Below are 19,867 nucleotides of genomic sequence, written 5' to 3'. Positions count from 1 at the left end.
GCTCACTTGCTCCTCCCGCTGGTGGCCGCCACCGGTCGCGGCATGGTTTCCAGGTTCTGCCGCAGTGAGACAGCGATGGCCTCGGCGACCGTCCTCGGCACGTTGTCGTACACACGAGTCTGCGTCTGCTGGCCCACTGAGGGCGGGAAACCGCTGCACAGGACGGCCGCACGCTCATGCAGAGCAGGCAGGGGCGCGTACCGGTCGACGAAGAGCCGGCCGATGCCGGCACGGCCCTTGCCGGATTCCGGTCGCCAGCGCACCGCAGGGGTGCGGTGGCGGGAGAGCTCCAGGTAGACGCCCATCTCGCGTTCCACCACGTGGAAGACGCCATTGCTGCGGACGCGGGTCAGACGTGCGTAGTCGGCTCCGCGCCACCGGTACAGCCCGTCCTCGTCATCCCCTGCCACGGGTACGAACCGCCGGAGGCGCACCTCGTACTTCTCCAGCGTGTTGGCGGTGCTGCCACCGGGCGGCGCGGATTCGGGGCCCGGCGCCGCCTGCGGAAGCAGCTTCGCCAACTCCAGTGCCGCGCAGGGAACGTAGCGGACCCCGAGGAACTCCGCGGCTTCTCGCAGTATCCGCAGGTCCTCGTACTGGATCAGGAAGGTGTCGGGCAGCGGGGCTTCACCGGCTTCCGGCTGGTGCGGGACGGTGATCAACTCCATCCACTCCTGCGCCGCCCCCTCGACACGCGCGCTGATCCGCGCGGTGCGCGCACCGGTCAGCACCGCGAGACCGTCGGCATGGGGCAGCCTGGTCAGCACCGGCGGGGCCGCCGACCAGCGGTCGGCGCGCAGGTCCACATCGATGAAACCGAGAGCGGCGGCCTTGCGCATCCAGTCCCAGTCGGCGTACTCCTTCAGCGCCAGGCCCCAGGCCCGGCCCTGGCCGCGGACCCCGTCGCGGAGTGCGGTCGCCTTGCCGCTGCGGCTCTCGCTCAGCCAGCGCAGGAGGATGCCGCCGAACTCGGTGTTGCTCGTCGGTCCCTTCATCGGTCCAGCTCCTTCGCTGCCTGCACGTACGCGGCCCATGAGGGCTCGGCGGACACCTGCTGGGCGTTGAGGACGGCGCGGGCCCAGGCTCGCGGCTTGCGGGCGCTCTTCGGATTCGGCGTTCCGGGGTTCACCGGCCGGCCCTTCCAGCGCCCGTTCCGGCGCTCCAGGAGCCAGCCGCCGATGCCGTGGAAGTCGGCCTCGAAGCGAAGAGGGGCAGGGGTGTCGGGGAGTCGTTCCGACCACCAATCCGGTTGCTCCGGGGCCTCCAGCGTCCAGAGCCGTCCGTCGGCCGCCGCGAACAGCACCTCGTCCGCGTCCCGACGGCACAGTTCCGTGACGGCTGCCGCGTCCTGGCTGGTGGCGCTCGTGCAGTCGACACCGGTGATGCCGGTCGGCAGGTTGTGCTCGACGAGGAGGGAGGGCGACGGGGAGGCCTTGCCGTCGACGACGGTGAAGCCGCAGACCTTGGTCGTCTTCGGCTCGACAACCTGGTCCGCGGTGGCGAAGGCGATCTCCACACCTGCGTAGCTCACCGTGTGTCGGCCAGGCTCCAGCCGGAGCACGGCCAGGGGGACGGGGCGCCCCGCAGCAATCCCATTCCTCAACTCAGGCCGCTCCTTTCCGTCGATCAGAAGGGTGTCTGTGCCCTCCGTGGCGTCCGGGAGGACCACCTGGGGCTCGCCTCCCCGCAGATACAAGTAGGGATCGAGCGAGGGGGCGAGCTTCAGTCCGCCCTCGAGGCGGAGCTTGAACTGGGCGGGGGGCTGCAGGAGACCGACCGCGCCCTGGACCTCCTGGAGCGCCCGGCGCAGGGTGACCGCGTCGTCGAAAGTGACGGGCTTGTGCAGGGACCAGCCCCGCGGCACCCAGGCCAGCTTGCCGGTGTCAGCGCTTCGGCCCGTCGTCGCGGCCTTGTCCAGCAGCCGTTGCACGTCCCGCTGCGCGGTCGGGGCGGCGAGCACCACGTGTGCCTCGCCCGGTCGGAAACCGTCGGTACCGGCCCACACGCCGAGCACGTCGTCCCGCGCGAGCACCAGGACGGAGGAGGAGGGGCGGCTGAGCACCAGGTTGTCCCCATCGCGCCGAATGCCCCTGACGAGGGTCTCCGCGCTCGGGGCGGGCAGGCCCGTCACTTCGTAGTAGGCGGTGTCGCCGAGCTGTTCGAGGACGACGCCACCCTTGAGCTCGATACGCGCGTTGTGTTCCGCGGACCGCAGGCGCGCCACCCAACTGAGGCGCCCCGCGTCCAGCCGCACCAGGAGTTCGGCCCGGACGACACCGGTGGGCACCAGCTCGTCCGAACCGTCCCAGGAAGCGGCGTAGTTGCCGATCAGCTTGGCGAGGAAGGGGCGAAACTCCTCCTCCCGCAGAGCGTTGCGGAAGCCCTTGGAGAAGTGCTGCTCCATGCCCCGTATCTCGACCTGGGCCAGCAGCGTCTCCCCCGGAAGGGGCCAGACAGTGCCGTATTCGCGCAGCGACCGGAAGAACCTCGGCAGGAAGGACCGATCCGCGCCGCTGAGGAGCGACTGGGACTGGGCAAACCCGATCATGCTGCGGTTGGAGGGCAGGTCGGCGGGGACGGGAAGGGTGCACAGGCCCCGCGCGCCCTTCTGGCCGTGCTGCCAGGAGGCCAGCACCTGCCACATGCGGGAGACGGGCTCGTAGTGCTGGCTGCGCAGTTGTCGCTCGTCACCGGTCAGCAGCTCGGAGAAGCGGGCGTGGTAGGCGGTGGCCCGATGATTTCGGTCGTTCACCATCCGCGACGCTGCCATCACCGAGCAGGCCAACAGCGGCAGGAAGGCCGGAACGCCGTCCTTGTCCTGCTGCCGCTTGCGCCAGCGATAGTCCTCCAGCGCGCTGTACGGTTCCGCGGTCCCCGCACGCAGGAACCTGCCCACGCACTGAGCGAGGGGCTCCTCCAAGCCGTATCCGTGCCTGAGTTCCTGCTCGACGTCGTCGTCGACGTAGAAGAGCGTCGGGTGGCCGGCGTGCTGCCGTCCGAAGAATTCCTCGGCCAGCACTTCCTGCCACTCCTGATAAGAATGGTCCACTCTGTCCCCAATAGAGAGGTTCCGATGCCCCGTTCATGAAAAGCCCCCTGGGCACGGAACGGTCTTGCCCACAATCCGAGCCCGTCATGGACGAATGGGTTGCGGCCCAACGCCCCCTGACGCCGATCTCCTCGCCCGGCCACCCTTGACGTCACCCTCTGGCACGCTTAACGCCGTGCGACGGGCGAAGACACATCCCCTCATCCCCACCACTTTCACAAGCGGTTCATCACCGCGTCCGCACGCCGAGCCGGAAGCCGGACATCAGGTGCGGGTTTCCTGCCATCAAAGGCTACCTGTGAAGGGAGTGTGGATGTTCCAAGGGGATTGCCGACTTTTCTGCTGTCCGTGCGGCACTGTCCCGCGGTCTGGCGCTCCAAAGGGCTCCGCCCGCTCCGTCGGCTTGCCGCCTCACGTCGTGGCCTCACGCGGCGACCGCGAGAGAGCCACGCCCGGAATCGATCGAGCGCAGTATTCGCGCCTCCTCCTTCCGCGCCATGGAGGGAGCGACGCGACCGGTGGCGCGGCGTAGTGCGAGGCGGGCCAACGCGTCGGCGGTTTCGTTGAGGTCATGACCTACGTGCCCTTTGAGCCAGCGGACCTGGACGCGATCACGGTGACGCACAAGGCGGTCCATCAGCTGCCGGCTCTCAGGGAAGAGGAGCGTGCGGTGGGCGGCCGTCGGGTCGGCGGCGTGCAGAGCTGTGTTGACCGCCCTGACCGCCTCGACGCTGTCGCACAGGAGGACCACGAGTGCGTCCTCGTGGCGCTCGAGCAGGCTGAGTGCCGCCGTGCAGATACCGATGACTTCGGCTTCGCCGCTGCTCGAGGCCAGGGAATCGCCGTGTCCGGCGGTCCCGTCTTCGACAACCCAGCCGTAGCCGCACAGCGTGGACTCGTCACCGAGGGCGGCGTCGGCGACGGCCACGACGGCCGTGTCGGGGAGATCGGCGAGCACGGCGTAGCGGTCCTCCTCGCCGGCCGAGAGTGTCACCGTCGGAAGTTCGCCGTCATCGTCACCCTCGTCCAGGTCGGTGGGCTGGGCCTCGGTGAGGACAGTGGCGAGAGCACGGTGACAGTGCGGGCAGCCTTCGGCCTGTTCGAGACAGCGCTCCCGGTGCCTCGCGGTCAGCTCACGCACGCTGTGCCACAACTCCGGCTCGGCGTCGGCGAAGCGCACCAGAGCCGCGGCGCGACACTGCGCGATGAGCCCCGCGAAGGAACCGGTCGCCGCATTGGCCCGCATCCGGTCACGGAGTTCCGTGAGCAGCAGCAGGGCTTCACGACAGCGGGCGGCGAGAACCGCGGTGTCCTGGTAGGCGTCGTCCAGAGCGTCGAGCCGGGTACGCCGCTCGGAGGAAGGGGAGTCGAGTACGTCCCGTTCGGCCCGGCCGATCGCGTAGCGGCCCCAGGCCAGCGCGGCACGGGCATGCCGGCTCCACCGTTCGACCACCGCGTCGTGCGGGAGGTACGGGTTCTCTTCCTCCCGGGCATCACGCAGCAGGGCCTGGACGAAGGCATCGTCGTCACAGTCCCGTAGCGCGCGCACCGGTGCGGGCAGTTCAACGTCCGTCGCCTTCCGGTCCCAGGCCCACTGGGCGAGGCCCGCCTCCGGTGCCTGCGGTGTGCCGTCCGGCAGCTCCCTGTCACGAAGTTCTTGTCGCAGGCACTCGGCGAAGGACGCAGGAGACACCACGCGTGCCACCCGCAGCTCCAGCGAGTCCACCGGCCGGGCGAGGCCGGCGAGGCGGCGGGCACGCTGCTCCTTGCACGCGGAGTCCGCCTGCGACCGGGCCCGTCGCACCTTGCGTGCGTGTACTCGCAACCTCCGCAGCCGTTCGGGGGGCACAGCCGAGAGTTCCGCGCGCCGAACCGCGCCACAGGCGAGGACCTCGGCGTGGGCGAGAGCGAGGATGATGGGACCGGCGAGCGAGGTGTGCTCCAAGGCCGCAGCGACCTCCGGGGCGCAGATGCCGTTCATCCGCGCGAGAACCGCCTCCTGCAAGGCGGTGAAGTCGTCGGCGAAGTGAAGGATCAGTTCGGTGCGCTCGGCGATCGTCATGATGACCTCCCATGTCGCGGATGGTGGTGAGCGGTGCCGTGGACGGGGTGCGACCGCGCGCTGTGGGCAGCACGGGCCGCGGCCTGAGCCACGACCGCGCTCCTCCGGACAGGGGCGTCGGCGAGCAGGTCGAGGCACCGACGGACCCAAAGCGCGGACTGTTCAGCTCCGCCGCCCCCGGATCTTCCGGCCCAGTTCGCTGTGCGGATCGAGGAGCGCGCTCGCGACGCGGCCGGTGGAGTCCTTCACCCCGCCGCTGAAGTTGAGCCGGCCGGTGGAGCCGACGCTGGCGCAGACGCCGTCCCAGTAGGCGGGTTCGCGTTCCCAGCGGACGTCGGCGAGCAGGTGCTCGACCGTCTCGTGACTCATGGTCTGGCCGGGATCGCACCAGGGAGTGGTGCGGTGCAGCAGGATGCCGAGGCCTGCCATCACGGCCGGTGCGGTGATCGCGCTGCGCCGGGCGAAGTCCGGGAAGCGGCCCCCGATCAGCCGGGACACCAGCCGTACGGTCAACCTCTCCACCTCGTCGGCGTCGGTGTTCGGCGGCAGGTCTGCCTCGTGGACGTTCGCCGCCGAGTACTGAACACCCCTGGTGCCGAAAATCGTGGTGACGATCAGCGTCCGCAGCGCGGACAGGGTGACGATCTCCTTGTCGGCCCTGGTGAGCTGCCGCTTGCCGGAGTTGACCAGCTTGCCGAACGGCATCCGCTGACCGTTCGACTCGACCTCGAGCTTCTCGCCCACGAGGTGGGCGAGGCGGGTGGCCAGGTCGCGCTGGTCCATCGACATGGCCAGGTTCTTGGCGACGTCGATGCCCTTGACGTTGCGGTCGTAGAAGATTTGCCGCGCGTCCGCCGGGGAGAGCCCCAGGTAGAGCTCGAAGGGAATACGGACCCGTCGGCTCAGGTCGTCGTAGGTGAGCCCGAAGGATTCCGGAGCCTGGTAGAGGTCGTGCCAGGCAGTCGTCTGGGTCTCGCCGTCGATGGCGATCACGATGGCGTCAGGAGCGACGGTCAGCGTCCGCAGGCCCGAGTCGGGGACCAACTCGTCGCTCATCGCGACGATCTGCCCCGCGTGCCACAGCGTGATCGGGGGCGTGGACCAGGCGGAGCCGTGCTTGCCGAGAACGCCCGCGGCGATGTACTCGGCGTAGGCCGAGATGTTCTTGCCCTTCTGGGACTTCAGCGTCCGCTGCACGGTCGAGCGCAGCTCGGCGTGACGCCGGTCGTGCCCGGACGCGGCCTTCAGGGCGCGAGGGTCCTCCTCCTGACGCGGCGACGGTACGAGACGTACGAGCGTCGCGAGCGACATGGTGCCGATCACCGCGTCCTCGCGGAACGGCATGACGGTGAGCGGGATTCCTTCCGGCGTACCGCTCGGCATGGTCAGGCGCACGTGCTTCCCCCTGGATGGTGGTCGATCGGCCGCCCCGCACCCTGCTGCGGCCGTCTTCACCTTCCCCGCCAGAGGTGGTGGGGAAGGACAAGGAGAGGGCCTGTAGGGCTTGAAGGACATGGCTGTGGCAAGAATGTCGAGCTCCACGCCGGGAAGCCACGCTCACCGCCGGAAGCGGTTTCATGAAAGCAGAAGCGTGAAAGCAGTGTCAATCAGCATGGCAGCGTTGAGTCGTGCTGTACGCTGTGACCACCTCGATCATCGGAGCCAGGACCACCTCCATGCCTCAGCAACCCACACCGTCCGCTCAGGTGACCGCCGCCGAGATCTCCCGTATCGCCGGCGTCACGCGTGCCACGGTCAGCAACTGGCGTCGGCGGCACGAGGACTTTCCCGAGCCGTCCGGCGGCACGGAGAGCAGTCCGCTGTACGACCTGGAGGCGGTGCGCTCCTGGCTCGCCTCGCGCGGTCACGTATCAGCGGCGAGCCCGTCGGAGGAACTACGGACAGTCCTGCGTCTGCAGACGCAGAGCGACAGCACCGCGTCAGAGGGCCTGCCCCTCCTGGTCCTCGCGGCGGCGGGCCGTTCACCGGAGGAGCTGACAACCGTCGTCCAGTCGCCGGACGCGGATCTCGTCGCCCACGCTCAGCGCGAGGCGGCGTCGGTGGCCGGTGCCGTGCCGCCGGCCGGCGCCGTCCGATTCGGGCCGACCGACGCGGCGGCGCTGCGCGCGCTGTACGCGTGTGTACGCGACGAGGGCCCCCAGACGGCGCTCGGTGTGCTCACGGAGCGGGAACTGGAGGACAGCGCCGCGTCCGGCGCATACCGGACCCCTGCCCCACTGGCGGACCTGCTCGCCGCCCTGGTCCCTGCTTCCCCGACCCGCGTCCTGGACCCGGCATGCGGCAGCGGCACCTTGCTGGCGGCCGCCGCACGCCGAGGAGCGAGTGAGCTGTACGGCCAGGACACGCTCGCCGTACAAGCCCGGCGCAGCGCGGTGAGTCTGATACTGACGGCTCCCGATACCACCGTCGTCGTTCACACCGACGACAGCCTCCGCGCGGACGCCTTCCCCGAACTGCTCGCCGACGCGGTGCTGTGCAACCCGCCGTACGGCGTCCGCGACTGGGGCCACGACGAGCTGGCCTACGACCCGCGCTGGGCATACGGCGTCCCGGCCCGCGCCGAGTCGGAGCTGGCCTGGGTGCAGCACGCACTGGCCCACCTGGCTCCGGGCGGGTACGCGGTCCTGCTGCTACCGCCCGCCACGGCCGGTCGCGCCTCGGGGCGACGCGTACGCGCGGAGCTCGTACGCAGCGGCGCCCTGCGCGCGGTGGTGGCGCTGCCGGCCGGCGCGTCGGTGCCGCTGCACGTGGGGCTCCAGGTGTGGGTACTGCAACGGCCCCGGCCGGACGGCCCCGAGCGCAAGTCGGTGCTGTTCGTGGACACGGCGGCGGGGACGGTGACGACGACTGGAGGCGGCGGGACAGCGGCGACCTCGCGGGCGCGGGGCGGCAGCCGGTCCGCAGCCCTGGACTGGGAGGCGATCACTGCGCGCGCCTTGGGCGCATGGCGGGCGTTCACGCAGAGCCCGGACACGTTCGAGGGCGAGCCCGGTGTCGCACACGCGGTCGGCGTGGTGGATCTGCTGGACGACGTGGTGGACCTGACCCCGGCACGGCTCGTCCGGGCGTCACGGGCCGGGGTCGACCCGTCGGCGCTGTCGGCCGAGACCGACTCCACGCGCCGGAACCTGGTCGAGGCCGCGAAGTCCCTCGCGCACACCGCCGGCCAGGCGAGCTGGAACGCCGCGGGCTCCTCGGCCCGCGAGTGGCGTACGGCGACGGTGTCCGACCTCGCGCGCGGCGGGGCGCTCACCGTGCTGCGGACAGCGCCGGACAGCGCGCGCAGCCGCACCCAGGCCGCGGACGGCGGGTCCGGCGGTGACGGCAGAAGGCCCGGGACGCGGGCGGTACTCACGGGCTCGGACATCGCGACTGGGTCGGACCCCACCGGCGACCCGACCGGGCTGCACGACGACACGGCGCCGGTGATCGCTGCCGGAGACGTACTCGTACGGGCGCTCGCGAGCGCGGAGGGCCCGATGGCCCGGGTCGCGTCCGAAGTGGACGCCGGGGCGCTGCTCGGCCACCAGGTCCACCTGTTCCGGCCGGACCCGGCCCGCCTGGACGCCTGGTTCCTCGCCGGCGTCCTGGGAGCGGAGGACAACATCGCGGGCGCGTCGACGGGCAGCACGGTGCTGACGGTCAGCCCGGGCCGGCTGCGCGTGCCGCTGCTGCCCCTGGAGGAACAGCGGCGGTACGGGGAGGCGTTCCGACGCGTGCGGGAGCTGCGGGCGGCGGCTGCGCGGGTCACGCACCTGGCGGAGGAGACGGCGCGGCTGCTGGCGGGCGGGCTGTCAGGGGGGCACTTGGTCCCGTCCCCCACTCCCCCGAGGTAGGCCGCTCCACCCGATCCCACCCTCCACAGACCCTGCACCTCAGGTGGTCGACATCTCCATCCCGCCATACGTGCCCCACCCGATCGCCACTTCCACTACCGTGTCTCCAGGCGCGCATCGCCGCTGATCAGATGCTCGCCAGGACCGAATGCCGAGGACCCACGTGCAGATCACGCCCCTGAATCCCGAGGACCCGCTCGTGCTGGGCGACTTCGAACTCCTCGGCCGGGTCGGCCAGGGAGGCATGGGTCAGGTCTTCCTGGGAGAGTCGCCGGGCGGTGAGCCCGCCGCGGTGAAGGTGATCAAACCGTCGGTCGTGGACTCCGAGTCCCGGCTGCGCTTCGCGCAGGAGATCGAGGTACTGAAGACCATCTGGGGTCCGCGCATCGCGGCGTTCCTGGGGGCCGACCCGGAGGCGGAACAGCCGTGGCTGGCCACCGAGTACATCGACGGGCCCGATCTCGCCCGGCACGTCAAGACGCACGGACCGCTCCCGTCCGTCCTCGTCGCCGCGCTCGGCGCGATCCTCGCCGAGGCCCTGTCGGCCGTGCACGCGCAGGACCTGCTCCACCGCGACCTCAAGCCGGCCAACGTCCTGCTCGGTCCCAACGGTCCGAAGGTCATCGACTTCGGCCTGGCCGCCTTCACCGAGTCGACCATCTCCCTCACGGCACCCCACCAGGTCGTCGGCACCCCGGTCTGCATGGCTCCCGAGCAGGCCGCCGGCGTCAAGCCGCTGACCGCGGCCGTGGACGTGTACGCGCTGGGCGCGATGCTCCTCTTCGCCGCTACGGGTCACTACCCGCACGAAGCGGCGACCCCGTACATGGTGTTCCATCTGGTCACCGACCCCGGTACGGCACCGGACCTGTCCGGTGCCCCCGACGATCTGGTGCCGCTCCTCACCGACATGCTCGCCCACAACGCCGAGGACCGGCCGGTGCTGACCGAGGTGGTGCAGCGGTGCCGCTCGGTCATCGAGGCGCAGGGCATGAAGATCGCCCAGGCGCGTCGCAAGCTCACCGCGCACACGGCGGAGCAGCGGCGCAGGCCGGCGTCCACCGCCGACTCCCCCACCGTGACCTGGCCCGCCCCCGCGCTGGACACCCCGGCCACGGAGATCACCCCGGCCGACCTGGACACACCGCCCCCGGACGATGTCCCGGCGCCCACTCCCACCCTGGTGGCCCCCGGCCCGCCGGCCCCGGCGCCTCCGGCCCGGCCGACTCCGTCCCCCCGCCCCCCGCGCGAACGGCCGGCGTCGAGCCGTCCGCCCACGGCACCTGGACCCGGACCCGGACAACCCAAGGCGGCGACGCCCACCCTGCGGCACTCCGTACAGGCCCGCAGGACGGCGGAGCGGCTGCGTGCCGCGTATGCGGCCAAGGCCCCTTTCTGAACCCCGCCCGGGCCCGGTCCCAGCCCTCCCTCCCCGTCCCACCACTCCCAGCCGCACGTCCACTCTCCAGCGCCGCGTCCCGCCGATCCGGATGGCCGTCCCTCGGCCACCCGCCCCCGGGACGCAACCACACCACTGACACGAACGCCCAGGAGGCACCCGCGTGACCGCCGACTTGAGCACCACTCCCACGGCGAGTGGTGAGGACGCCCAGTTCCCGCCGGGCGCCCAGATCCTCGTACGGGACGAGGTGTGGCTGGTCCGCAACGCGACCCGGACCGAGCACGACGGCGCCCGGGTCGAGGCGGTGGGCGCCTCGGAGTTCGTCCGCGACCAGGAGGCGGTGTTCTTCACCGGCCTCGACCGGATCGAACTGCTCGACCCGAAGCGCACTCGCCTGGTGCGGGACGACTCGCCGAACTTCCGCCGCTCCCGCCTGTTCCTCGAAGCGGTCCTGCGCAAGACGCCGCTGCCGCAGGCCGAGCGCGGCCTGGCGCTCGCGGACTCCTTCCTCCTGGACGCCCTCCCCTATCAGCAGCGCCCCGCGCAACTCGCTCTGTCGGGCCGCAACCTGCGCCCCCGCATGCTCATCGCGGATGTCGTCGGCCTCGGCAAGACCCTGGAGATCGGCCTCACCCTCGCCGAGCTGATCCGTCGCGGCCGGGGCGAGCGCATCCTCGTCGTCACCCCGCAGCACGTCCTGGAGCAGTTCCAGCACGAGCTGTGGACGCGGTTCGCGATCCCGCTGGTACGCCTGGACTCCGTGGGCATCGAGCGGATCCAGCGGGAGATCCCAGCGGGCCGCAACCCGTTCACGTACTTCAAGCGCGTCATCGTCTCCATCGACACGCTGAAGAACACCGACCAGTACAAGCACCACCTGGAGCGCATCAACTGGGACGCGGTCGTCATCGACGAGTCGCACAACCTCATCAACAAGGGCTCCCTGCGCAACCAGCTCGCCCGCACCCTCGCCCCGCACACGGACGCCCTCCTCCTGGCCTCGGCGACCCCGCACAACGGCGACGCCCGCTCCTTCGCCGAGCTGATCTCCCTGCTCGACCCGGCTGCGATCCGCGACCCGGAGCACTACCGCGCCGACGACATCAAGCACCTGTTCATCCGCCGTACGAAGGTCAGCCCCGAGGTGCGGGAGCAGATGAAGGGACAGTGGGCGGACCGGGGCCCGTCCCGTTCCGTCCGGGTGACGGCCACGCCCGCCGAGGAGAAGATCTTCGAGGAGCTGGCCGCGGTCTGGCTGCCGTCGGACGGCTCGAAGTCGGTCAGTGACGTCCCCCTGTTCCCGTACACGCTGCTGAAGTCCTTCCTCTCCTCCCACGCGGCGCTGAAGGCCACGGTCAGCACGCGCATCAAGACCCTGGAGAAGAAGGACGACCAGGATGCGACGGCCGCCGAGCGCGCGGCCCTCCACCGGCTCCTGGAACTGGCCTCCGGCATGACGGAAGCGGACTCGGGCAAGTTCGGGGCCTTGGTGGAGCAGTTGCGGCGGATCGGGGTCGGGCCGAAGTCCGACACCCGGGTCGTGGTCTTCTCCGAGCGCGTGCAGACCCTGGAGTGGCTGGCGCGGACCGTGCCGGCGGCCCTCGGCTTCAAGGGGAAGGCCGCCGAGCAGGCGGCGCGGGTCATGCACGGCGGCCTGTCGGACGAGCAGCAGATGCAGTGCGTGGAGGACTTCGGCCTCGCGGACACCCCCGTACGCATCCTCTTCACAGGCGACGTCGCCTCCGAGGGCGTCAACCTGCACCGCCAGTGCCACCAGCTCGTCCACTACGACGTGCCCTGGTCGCTGATCCGCATCGAGCAGCGCAACGGCCGTATCGACCGCTACGGGCAGCCGCACCAGCCGCAGTTCCGCGCGCTGATCCTCACCAGCTCCGTCGACGGCGCCAAGGACGACACCCTCGTCTCCGAACGCCTGCTGGAGCGCGAGGCCGAGGCCCACCGGTCGCTGGGTACGGCGGAAGCGGTGTCCGGCCTCTACCGGGCGGAGGCCGAGGAGAAGTCCCTCATCCAGGATCTGCTGCGGGGCCGTGACGTGGACGAGTCCCTGGACGCCGACCGGAGTTCCGGCGGCGGTGACGAGGCCGTGGACGACTTCCTCGCCGACTTCTTCGGCGCGGTGGGCGACGAGCCGGAGGAGGACGCCGGCGCCTCCGCCGCGGGCGACGGCACCGGGACTGTCCCCAGGGCGCACGTGCCCCACCTGTTCACCTCCGCCCGCGACTTCCTCGACGAGGCGCTGCGCGAGGTCTACCCGGACGCTCACACCCGGCTGGACCTGTCCACCGACCCCGAGACCGGCCTGCTCTCCTTCGTGCCCCCCTCCGACCTGGTCCACCGCCTCAAGGCGCTGCCCCCGGAGTACGTCCGCGAGCAGGGCCTGCGGGACCGCCTGAAGGTCACCTTCAACCGGCGGCTCGCGGACCACAGCCTCACGCGCGCCCGCGCCTCGGCGACGTCCAGCTGGCCCGACATCTCGCTGCTGACCGATCTGCACCCGGTCATGGAGTGGCTCACGGACAAGGTCCTGATCCGCCTGGACCGCCAGGAGGCCCCGGTGCTGACCGCCGACGTGCCGGAGCCCACGTACCTCGTCCAGGGCATCTACTCCAACGCCCTCGGCCGCCCGACCGTCGTCAAGTGGATGGCGGTCACCACGGACGGCGAGGTCGACGACGACATGGTGGCGGTCCTGAGCCGCGCGAAGGTCGGCCCGACGATGGCGAACCCGGGCCTCGCCCACGACACGGCCCGCCTCGCCGAGGCGATCCCCGGCGCCCTGGACATCGCGGAGTCCTTCCTGGAGCGGCACCGCGAGGCATGGGACGAACCGCTGCGCGCGCCCATCGAGGAGTACAAGGCCCGCCTGGGCTCGTGGGAGCAGCCGACGCTGGCAGCGGGTGACGGTTCCGCGCCCACAGCACCCCCCTCCCCCCGAGACCGTCTCGCATCCCTCGCGGACTCCCTCCTCACCACCGGCCGCCCGATGCTCCGCGTCCTCGCCGTCCTCGCCCCGGCCCACGCCGCCGCCTGACCCATCACCCAGAGGTTCACCACGATGACGTTCGACTCCCTGGTCAACCGCGGCGACTACTTCTCCGCGCACTACCTCGCCGAGGTCCTCCCCAAGGACCTCAAGTCCGGCCTGCTCGCCGAGTGGAAGCAGCGCGAGGAGGACGCCGCCGGCACCGAGCGCCCCGAGGGCGCCCTGCCGATCACCCCGCGCGCCGGCCTGCGGGCACTGCGCCGCCCGTACTTCTCGGCCCGCTCGTACTTCACGATGGACGAGGAGCGGGCGGCGACCGGTGACGACGCCTTGACGTACGAGGCCCCCGAGTGGCGCGACCGCGTCCACGCGCTCAACGCGGAGGTACTGCGCGCCCTCGGCTTCGACGCCAAGCCGGGCCCACTCACCGTCGTCCGCGCCGACCAGTCCCACGAGGTGACGGTCGCGCACGCGGAGAAGGACCTCGTCGCCCTGGACTGCGGCTGGTCGGCCGAGCCGGACGACGCGCTGGACCCGGACGGTGCGGGGCGGCTGCTGGAGGAGTTGCGCCTGGACGGCCAGCACACGGTCAGGACGGGCTCCAAGCTCGCCTCCTTCCTGTTCGCCTGCGAGGACGCCCCGCGCTACGTCCTGCTGCTGGTCGGCGGCGTCGTCGTCCTCGCCGACCGGGCCGCGTGGGGCGAGGGCCGCTACCTGGCGGTGTCGCTGGACAGGGTGCTGGAGCGCAACGACACCAAGGCGGGCGGCGAGATCGACACGGTGGCCGCCCTGTTCGGCGCGGACTCGCTGCGCACGCCTGAGGAGGGCGGCGAGAACCCCCTCGCCACCCTCCTCGACAAGTCGACGAAGCACGCGGTGGGCGTCTCCAGCGAGCTGCGCGACGGCCTGCGGCTGAGCGTCGAGCTGATCGCCAACGAGGTCCTGGACCGGCTCCGCGAGGCCGCCGTCCGCCCGGAGGAGGTCAAGGAACTCCCCGAGCTGGGCCGCCAGCTGACCCGCGAGTCGCTCCGCTACCTGTACCGCGTCCTGTTCCTCCTGTACGCGGAGGCCCGCCCCGAGCTGGGCATCCTGCCGTCGGACTACCCCGAGTACCAGATGGGCTACGGCCTGGGCCGCCTCGGCGAGCTGATCGCCGAGCGGGACCTGGTCGACGAGAAGTCCCGCCAGGGCTTCTACCTGTACGAGTCTCTGGACCTCCTCTTCCGCAAGGTCCAGGAGGGCCACCGCCCGCGCCGCACACACGGCGTGGACGCGGAGCCGGCCGAGGCGGCGGGTGCGAAGACGTCGGAGGACATGGGCCTGCGCTTCGAGCCGCTGCACTCCAAGCTGTTCGAGCCGGAGGCGATCCGGCTGATCGGCCGGTACGCCGTCGCCGACCCGCGCGTGGATGGCGAGGCCGAGGGCGGCGAGCGCTTCATCGACACCCGGCTGCGCAACGAGACGCTGTACCGGGTGCTGCGGCTGCTGATGCTCACGCGCGGCAAGAAGCGGGAGCGCGGCGGCTTCATCTCGTATGCCCAGCTCGGGATCAACCAGCTCGGGGCCGTGTACGAGGGCCTGATGTCCTACTCGGGCTTCGTCGCGGGCGAGGAGCTGTACGAGGTCGCGAAGAACGGCGACCCGAAGGACGGCTCCTGGCTGGTCCCGGCGACGAAGGCCGACGAGTACCCCGACGAGGTGTTCGTCCGGCACAAGGACGAGGACACGGGCGTGGAGGAGCGCGTGCGGTACGCGCCGGGTGCGTTCGTGTACCGGCTGTCGGGGCGTGACCGTCAGACGTCGGCCTCGTACTACACGCCGGAGTCGCTGACCCGGGTGACGGTCCAGCTGGCGTTGCAGCACCGGCTGGACCAGGACGACACGGTGACGGAGGCGCGCGAACTCCTCGACTGGAAGATCTGCGAGCCGGCGCTCGGCTCGGGCGCGTTCCTCAACGAGGCGATCAACCAGGTCGCGGCGGAGTACCTGCGGCGCCGCCAGGACGAACTGGGCGTCGCGATCGACACGGAGAAGTACGCGGTCGAACTCCAGAAGGCCAAGGCGTACATCGCCCTGCACAACTCCTACGGCGTGGACCTCAACAACACGGCAGTGGAGCTGGCGGAGGTGTCACTGTGGCTGAACACCATGCACCCCGGCATGGAGGCCCCGTGGTTCGGCCTGCACCTGCGGCGCGGCAACTCGCTGATCGGCGGCCGCAGGGAGATCTACTCCGCCGAGCGCCTGAAGAAGGGAGGCTGGCTGGGCACGACGCCGGAACGCTTCCCGCTGTCGGAGGCGCTGGCGGGCGCGACGCTGCCCCAGGGCGCGGTGCACCACTTCCTCCTCCCGGCGAAGGAGTGGGGCGCGGTCGCGGCCGAGAAGGAGGCCAAGGCCCTGGCCCCGACGGAGGCGAAGGCGCTGGCCACTTGGAGGAAGGCGATCACCAAGTCGCCCAACGCCACGCAGACCAAGCGGTTGCAGGGCTTGGCGCGTCGGGCGGAGTACCTGTGGGGGCTGGTCGTGCGCCGGCTGGAGATCTCCGAGCGGGAGATCTCGCGCCGCATCGACGTATGGGGCACGGAGGACGGCTGGCTGCGCTCTCCCGAGGTCGCGGTACCGAGGGAGAAGGTCAAGGCGGACCTGGAGGCGGTCGACACCCCGTACTGGCGCCTGAAGACGCTGATGGACGCGTGGTGTGCGCTGTGGTTCTGGCCGGTGCAGGACGCTGCGCTGCTGGACGGCTCGCACGAGTCGTACGCGCGGGCGGCGGAGGTCGCCTCGCAGTCGGCGGGGTGGACCGTGTCGACGACGCCGTCCCCGCTCCCGGCCCAGTCGGGTGCGCCGACGCGGGAGACGTACGAGTCGGAGGACCTGTTCGGCGACGTCCAGGTCGTCGAGGTCAAGTCGAAGGGCGCACGGGGCGGCAGCCGCAAGGAACAGATCCGGGGCGAACGCCGCCCGGTGATCCCGCTGGCCTCGCTGGACGACTGGCTGGACTTCGCGGAGTCGCTGCTGGGCACGCAGGACGTGGCCGCGGACTCGCTGGTGGCCCAGTTCGACACGCTGGATGAGCTTGAGCGGTACGAGGACGAGCTGCCCGAGTGGATGGGCATGGAGCGGTTCACCTCGCTGGAGTCGCGGTATCCGTGGGCGGGGGTCGCGCGGGATGTGGCTGAGCGGCAGGGGTTCTTCCACTGGGAGTTGGAGTTCGGGCAGGTCTTCGGTGCACGGGGCGGGTTTGACCTCCAGGTGGGGAATCCGCCTTGGGTAAGGCCTCGATGGCAGGAGGACCTGGTTCTGGCCGAGCTAGATCCTTGGTTTGCACTCGCCGAGAAGCCAAGTGCAGCCGAGTGGCGCCTACGCAAAGAGGAGATCCTAGAGTTCGAGCACAATTCTTCTTATTTCCTGGAAGAGCAAGCAGCAAATTCCGGAATTGTATCAATTCTGGGCAGTGGAAACCAATACCCACTGCTTGCGTCAACCCAACCAAACCTCTATCGCGCCTTCATGTGCCAGGTATGGAATCACAACACGCAGTCCGGTACGGCTGGCCTAATCCATCCTGACACGCATTTCTCAGGCACCAAGGAGGGTCCGCTCAGGCGCGCCACATTCCAACACCTACGACTCCACGCGCACTTTATGAATTCGCTAATCCTGTTCGACATTAGGGACAGGAATGAGTTCAGTATCAATATCTACGGAGAGCGCCGAGCTACAGAATTCCAGCATCTGAGCTGGCTGTTCTCTCCAGAGACTCTGCCAGAGTCATTGGAACATGACGGACGCGGCCTTCTTCCCGGAATCAAACATAAGGGGTTCTGGGACATGCGTCCACATCGCGAGCGGATCGTGACCGTAAACCGTGAACGGCTGGCAGGCTGGCTAACCCTGTTTGGAGCTACAGGGAACGCCGAAGAGGCTCCGTTGCTGTACCCTGTCCAGCAAGCCGAGCAAAATGCCATTGAGGCTCTGGGGTCCTTCGCAGTGCGACTTTCGTCCTTTACTCCCCGGATTAGCAGTGGATACCACGAAGCGACAGGGAAGAGGGACGGCTTCATTCGCTGGGGTAACCAACCCGTAGCCACGCTCTCCGACGTCATCCTCCAGGGACCTCACTTCGCAGTAGCTACCCCATTCAACAAGCAACCAAATATTCCTTGCCTGAACAAGAATGACTGGTCTTCTTGGAACTTTCCTAACATCCCTGCAGGTCTAATCCCTGCCTCTAATTACATTCGCGCAGCGGATCTTGGTCGCTATAACTCAGCTCAAGATATCTGGGATGGCCGTCGCTACACTGAGTACTACCGTCTCGCGTGGCGAGTCATGATTCCCTCGGCTAACGAACGCAGTCTCTTCGCTTCTCTCATCCCACCCGGCCCTGCACATGTCGATGCTGTAAATTCGATGGCCTTGAAAGACAATCGCCTGACCACTCTCAATGCGGGATTCTGGGCTTCACTACCGCTCGACTACCTTTTGCGCATCACCGGCCGCTCGCACCTCCGGGTCGCTGAGGCCCACAATATGCCCGCTCCCGTCCCGGACCATCCTCTAGCCCACGCCCTCCTTCTCCGCACCATGCGCTTGAATGCCTTGACTGTTGCCTACGCGCCCCTTTGGGAGGAGCTTTTCGACCCAACCTGGCCAGGCTATGAGGGCTGGGCCAACCCTACTTGGATGAATCTCAAACCACTAGCTGCGCACCTCAAGCACACCTGGGAATACGACACACCTCTGCGCACGGAGTACGAGCGCCGCGCTGCACTCGTGGAGCTCGACGCCCTCGTTTCCGTCTGGCTTGGCATTACCGCTGACCAGCTGGTGGCGATCTACAAGTCCCGATACCCAGTCCTCTTCGACTACGAGTCAGAGATGTATTTTGACGCAAAAGGCCGCAAAATCGCCGCGAACCACAATACGTACGGATACGGCCAAACCAAGCAGGATTACGTTGACCTCATGGCCTACTTGGATACCCCAGAGACCACCTCACCCCCGGCCGGCTACACCGCCCCCTTCTACAAGGCGGACCGCGAGGCCGAGATGCGTGCCGCGCACGGTCACTTCCAAGCTCGCTTGGACAAGGAGATCGCCGCTGGTCGCTGGGCTCCGCCTGCAAGCCGTGAGGCCTGACACCTGTTCCTCATGACAACGGTCGGCGCTCTCCCGAAAGGGGCGCCGACCGTCGCGAGCAGTAGCACAATTTCACATTGTTCCAAGCAACGCCGTCCATGCCGCCTGCCCTACCTTCAGCTCCGGCCTTCCTTCCACCGCCAGCTTCGAGTCCCGCACGTGGACGGTGACGGCATCAACAGCAACTTCCACGCACTCACCGCCCTCCTCGCTGCTGTAGCTGCTCTTGAACCAGTGCAGGGGGGCACCCATTCGCGGCCATGTCTTCTCGGTGCTCACAGCTCTCCTAACAACTTCTCGACGTACGCGAGTGATTCGCGAGGCGTCAGCGCCTGAGCACGCAGCGTCCCGTACTTGGCTTCCAGAGCCCGGACGGGCTCACGCTCGCTGTGCACCCGGCTGACGTTCTGAACCTCCACGTACGCGATCCTGCGCTCTCCCTTCGTCTCGATCAAGGTGAAGGGACCGGCCATCCCTGCGTTCTCGTCACGATCCAGAGGCATGACCTGCACTTCGACGTACCGCATGTGGCTGATGAGCAAAACGTGCTCCAACTGTCCACGCAGCACGGAACGCCCACCCAGGGGACGGCGCAGCACCGACTCATCGATAACGAAGCTCATCAGCGGAGGTGGCTTGCGGTGGAAGATCTCCTGTCGCGCCAGCCTCGCGGCAACGCGCTCGTCAACTACCGCGTCATCCAGAGGAGGCCGCAGCACCCCGAACACCGCCCGCGCGTACTCCTCCGTCTGCAACAACCCCGGCACGGCCTGGTTGGCGTACACATGCAGCTCAACCGCCTCCGCCTCCAACTGCGCCGCATCCCGGAAAAACGCCGGATACCGCGCCCGCGCCACCTCCTCCTTCATTACCGTCAGCAGCCCGCCGGCCTCCAGCACCGCGTCCGCCCGCTCGATGAACTCCGGCCTCGGAATGCGCCGCCCCAGCTCCACGGACGTCACCATGTCCTCGCCGTACCCGAGCTTCGCGCCCAGCTCCGCCCGCGTCAGCCCCCGGCTCGTCCTCAGCAACCGCACCTGCTGTCCGAAACACCGCAGGATGCCCGCCTCGCTCTCACCATGCGCCGCCATGGCAACCTCACCTCACCCGCTGCCCGGAGGCGCCCGACCCACCGCAGGCGCCACACCCGACCGCCACTCACAGCACACTCTAAAGACACACAGCGTCGCCACGATGCCGCTTCGCTCGCTTGCCCCCATACCGGGTACACCCGCTGGCCTTCCCGAAAGGGTGCTCCTATCTCCTTCAAGGCGGATCGCCGAGCCTCGGCGCGAGCCGCGCGCGTGACCAACGTGCCGTTGCTGATGCCCTGTTGGCAGACACTGCCCGC

At 69.4% G+C, this 19,867-nt stretch carries 10 protein-coding genes; 4 read left to right on the top strand and 6 right to left on the bottom strand.

What is annotated here, in order from left to right; translation table 11 throughout:
- Positions 1-2: 2 nt before the first annotated feature.
- The 4 genes from M6G08_RS20530 to M6G08_RS20515 form a co-directional block, all read right to left on the bottom strand.
- Positions 3-995: a hypothetical protein gene (locus tag M6G08_RS20530; RefSeq protein WP_272588620.1), complete on the bottom strand. Its 993-nt coding sequence runs from the start codon at positions 993-995 to the stop codon at positions 3-5.
- Positions 992-3,049 carry a hypothetical protein gene (locus M6G08_RS20525; protein WP_272588619.1) on the bottom strand — a complete coding sequence of 686 codons (2,058 nt, stop codon included), beginning with the start codon at positions 3,047-3,049 and terminating at the stop codon, positions 992-994. The genes M6G08_RS20530 and M6G08_RS20525 overlap by 4 nt, the downstream gene beginning before the upstream one ends.
- 424 nt (positions 3,050-3,473) lie before the next feature.
- Positions 3,474-5,111 (bottom strand): RNase H family protein, encoded by a 1,638-nt coding sequence (locus M6G08_RS20520; protein ID WP_272588618.1) that lies wholly within the window; start codon positions 5,109-5,111, stop codon positions 3,474-3,476.
- 162 nt (positions 5,112-5,273) lie between these two features.
- Entirely contained in the window at positions 5,274-6,506 is a 1,233-nt protein-coding gene (locus M6G08_RS20515) for a DNA sulfur modification protein DndB (RefSeq protein ID WP_272588617.1), read from the bottom strand.
- Between the two features lie 281 nt (positions 6,507-6,787).
- Here M6G08_RS20515 and M6G08_RS20510 point away from each other — a divergent pair, with 281 nt between their 5' ends.
- From M6G08_RS20510 to M6G08_RS20495, 4 genes are all read left to right on the top strand, one after another.
- Positions 6,788-8,968 (top strand): N-6 DNA methylase, encoded by a 2,181-nt coding sequence (locus M6G08_RS20510; protein WP_272588616.1) that lies wholly within the window; start codon positions 6,788-6,790, stop codon positions 8,966-8,968.
- A 163-nt stretch (positions 8,969-9,131) separates the two neighbouring features.
- Positions 9,132-10,367: a serine/threonine-protein kinase gene (locus M6G08_RS20505; RefSeq protein WP_272588615.1), complete on the top strand. Its 1,236-nt coding sequence runs from the start codon at positions 9,132-9,134 to the stop codon at positions 10,365-10,367.
- Between the two features lie 163 nt (positions 10,368-10,530).
- Entirely contained in the window at positions 10,531-13,422 is a 2,892-nt protein-coding gene (locus M6G08_RS20500) for a DEAD/DEAH box helicase (RefSeq protein WP_272588614.1), read from the top strand.
- A 24-nt stretch (positions 13,423-13,446) separates the two neighbouring features.
- Positions 13,447-18,516 carry a class I SAM-dependent DNA methyltransferase gene (locus M6G08_RS20495; RefSeq protein ID WP_272588613.1) on the top strand — a complete coding sequence of 1,690 codons (5,070 nt, stop codon included), beginning with the start codon at positions 13,447-13,449 and terminating at the stop codon, positions 18,514-18,516.
- Positions 18,517-18,588: 72 nt separating this feature from the next.
- On the opposite strand, the gene M6G08_RS20490 is transcribed toward M6G08_RS20495, so the two are convergent.
- Positions 18,589-18,795 carry a DUF397 domain-containing protein gene (locus tag M6G08_RS20490; protein WP_443048864.1) on the bottom strand — a complete coding sequence of 69 codons (207 nt, stop codon included), beginning with the start codon at positions 18,793-18,795 and terminating at the stop codon, positions 18,589-18,591.
- Positions 18,792-19,607: a helix-turn-helix domain-containing protein gene (locus M6G08_RS20485; RefSeq protein WP_272588612.1), complete on the bottom strand. Its 816-nt coding sequence runs from the start codon at positions 19,605-19,607 to the stop codon at positions 18,792-18,794. Before M6G08_RS20485 ends, M6G08_RS20490 begins: the two co-directional genes overlap by 4 nt.
- Between the last annotated feature and the right edge of the window lie 260 nt (positions 19,608-19,867).

Origin of the sequence: Streptomyces sp. M92 (genome assembly GCF_028473745.1) — a bacterium.
Lineage (GTDB): Bacteria > Actinomycetota > Actinomycetes > Streptomycetales > Streptomycetaceae > Streptomyces.
This window is presented reverse-complemented; position numbering and strand designations above follow the sequence as displayed.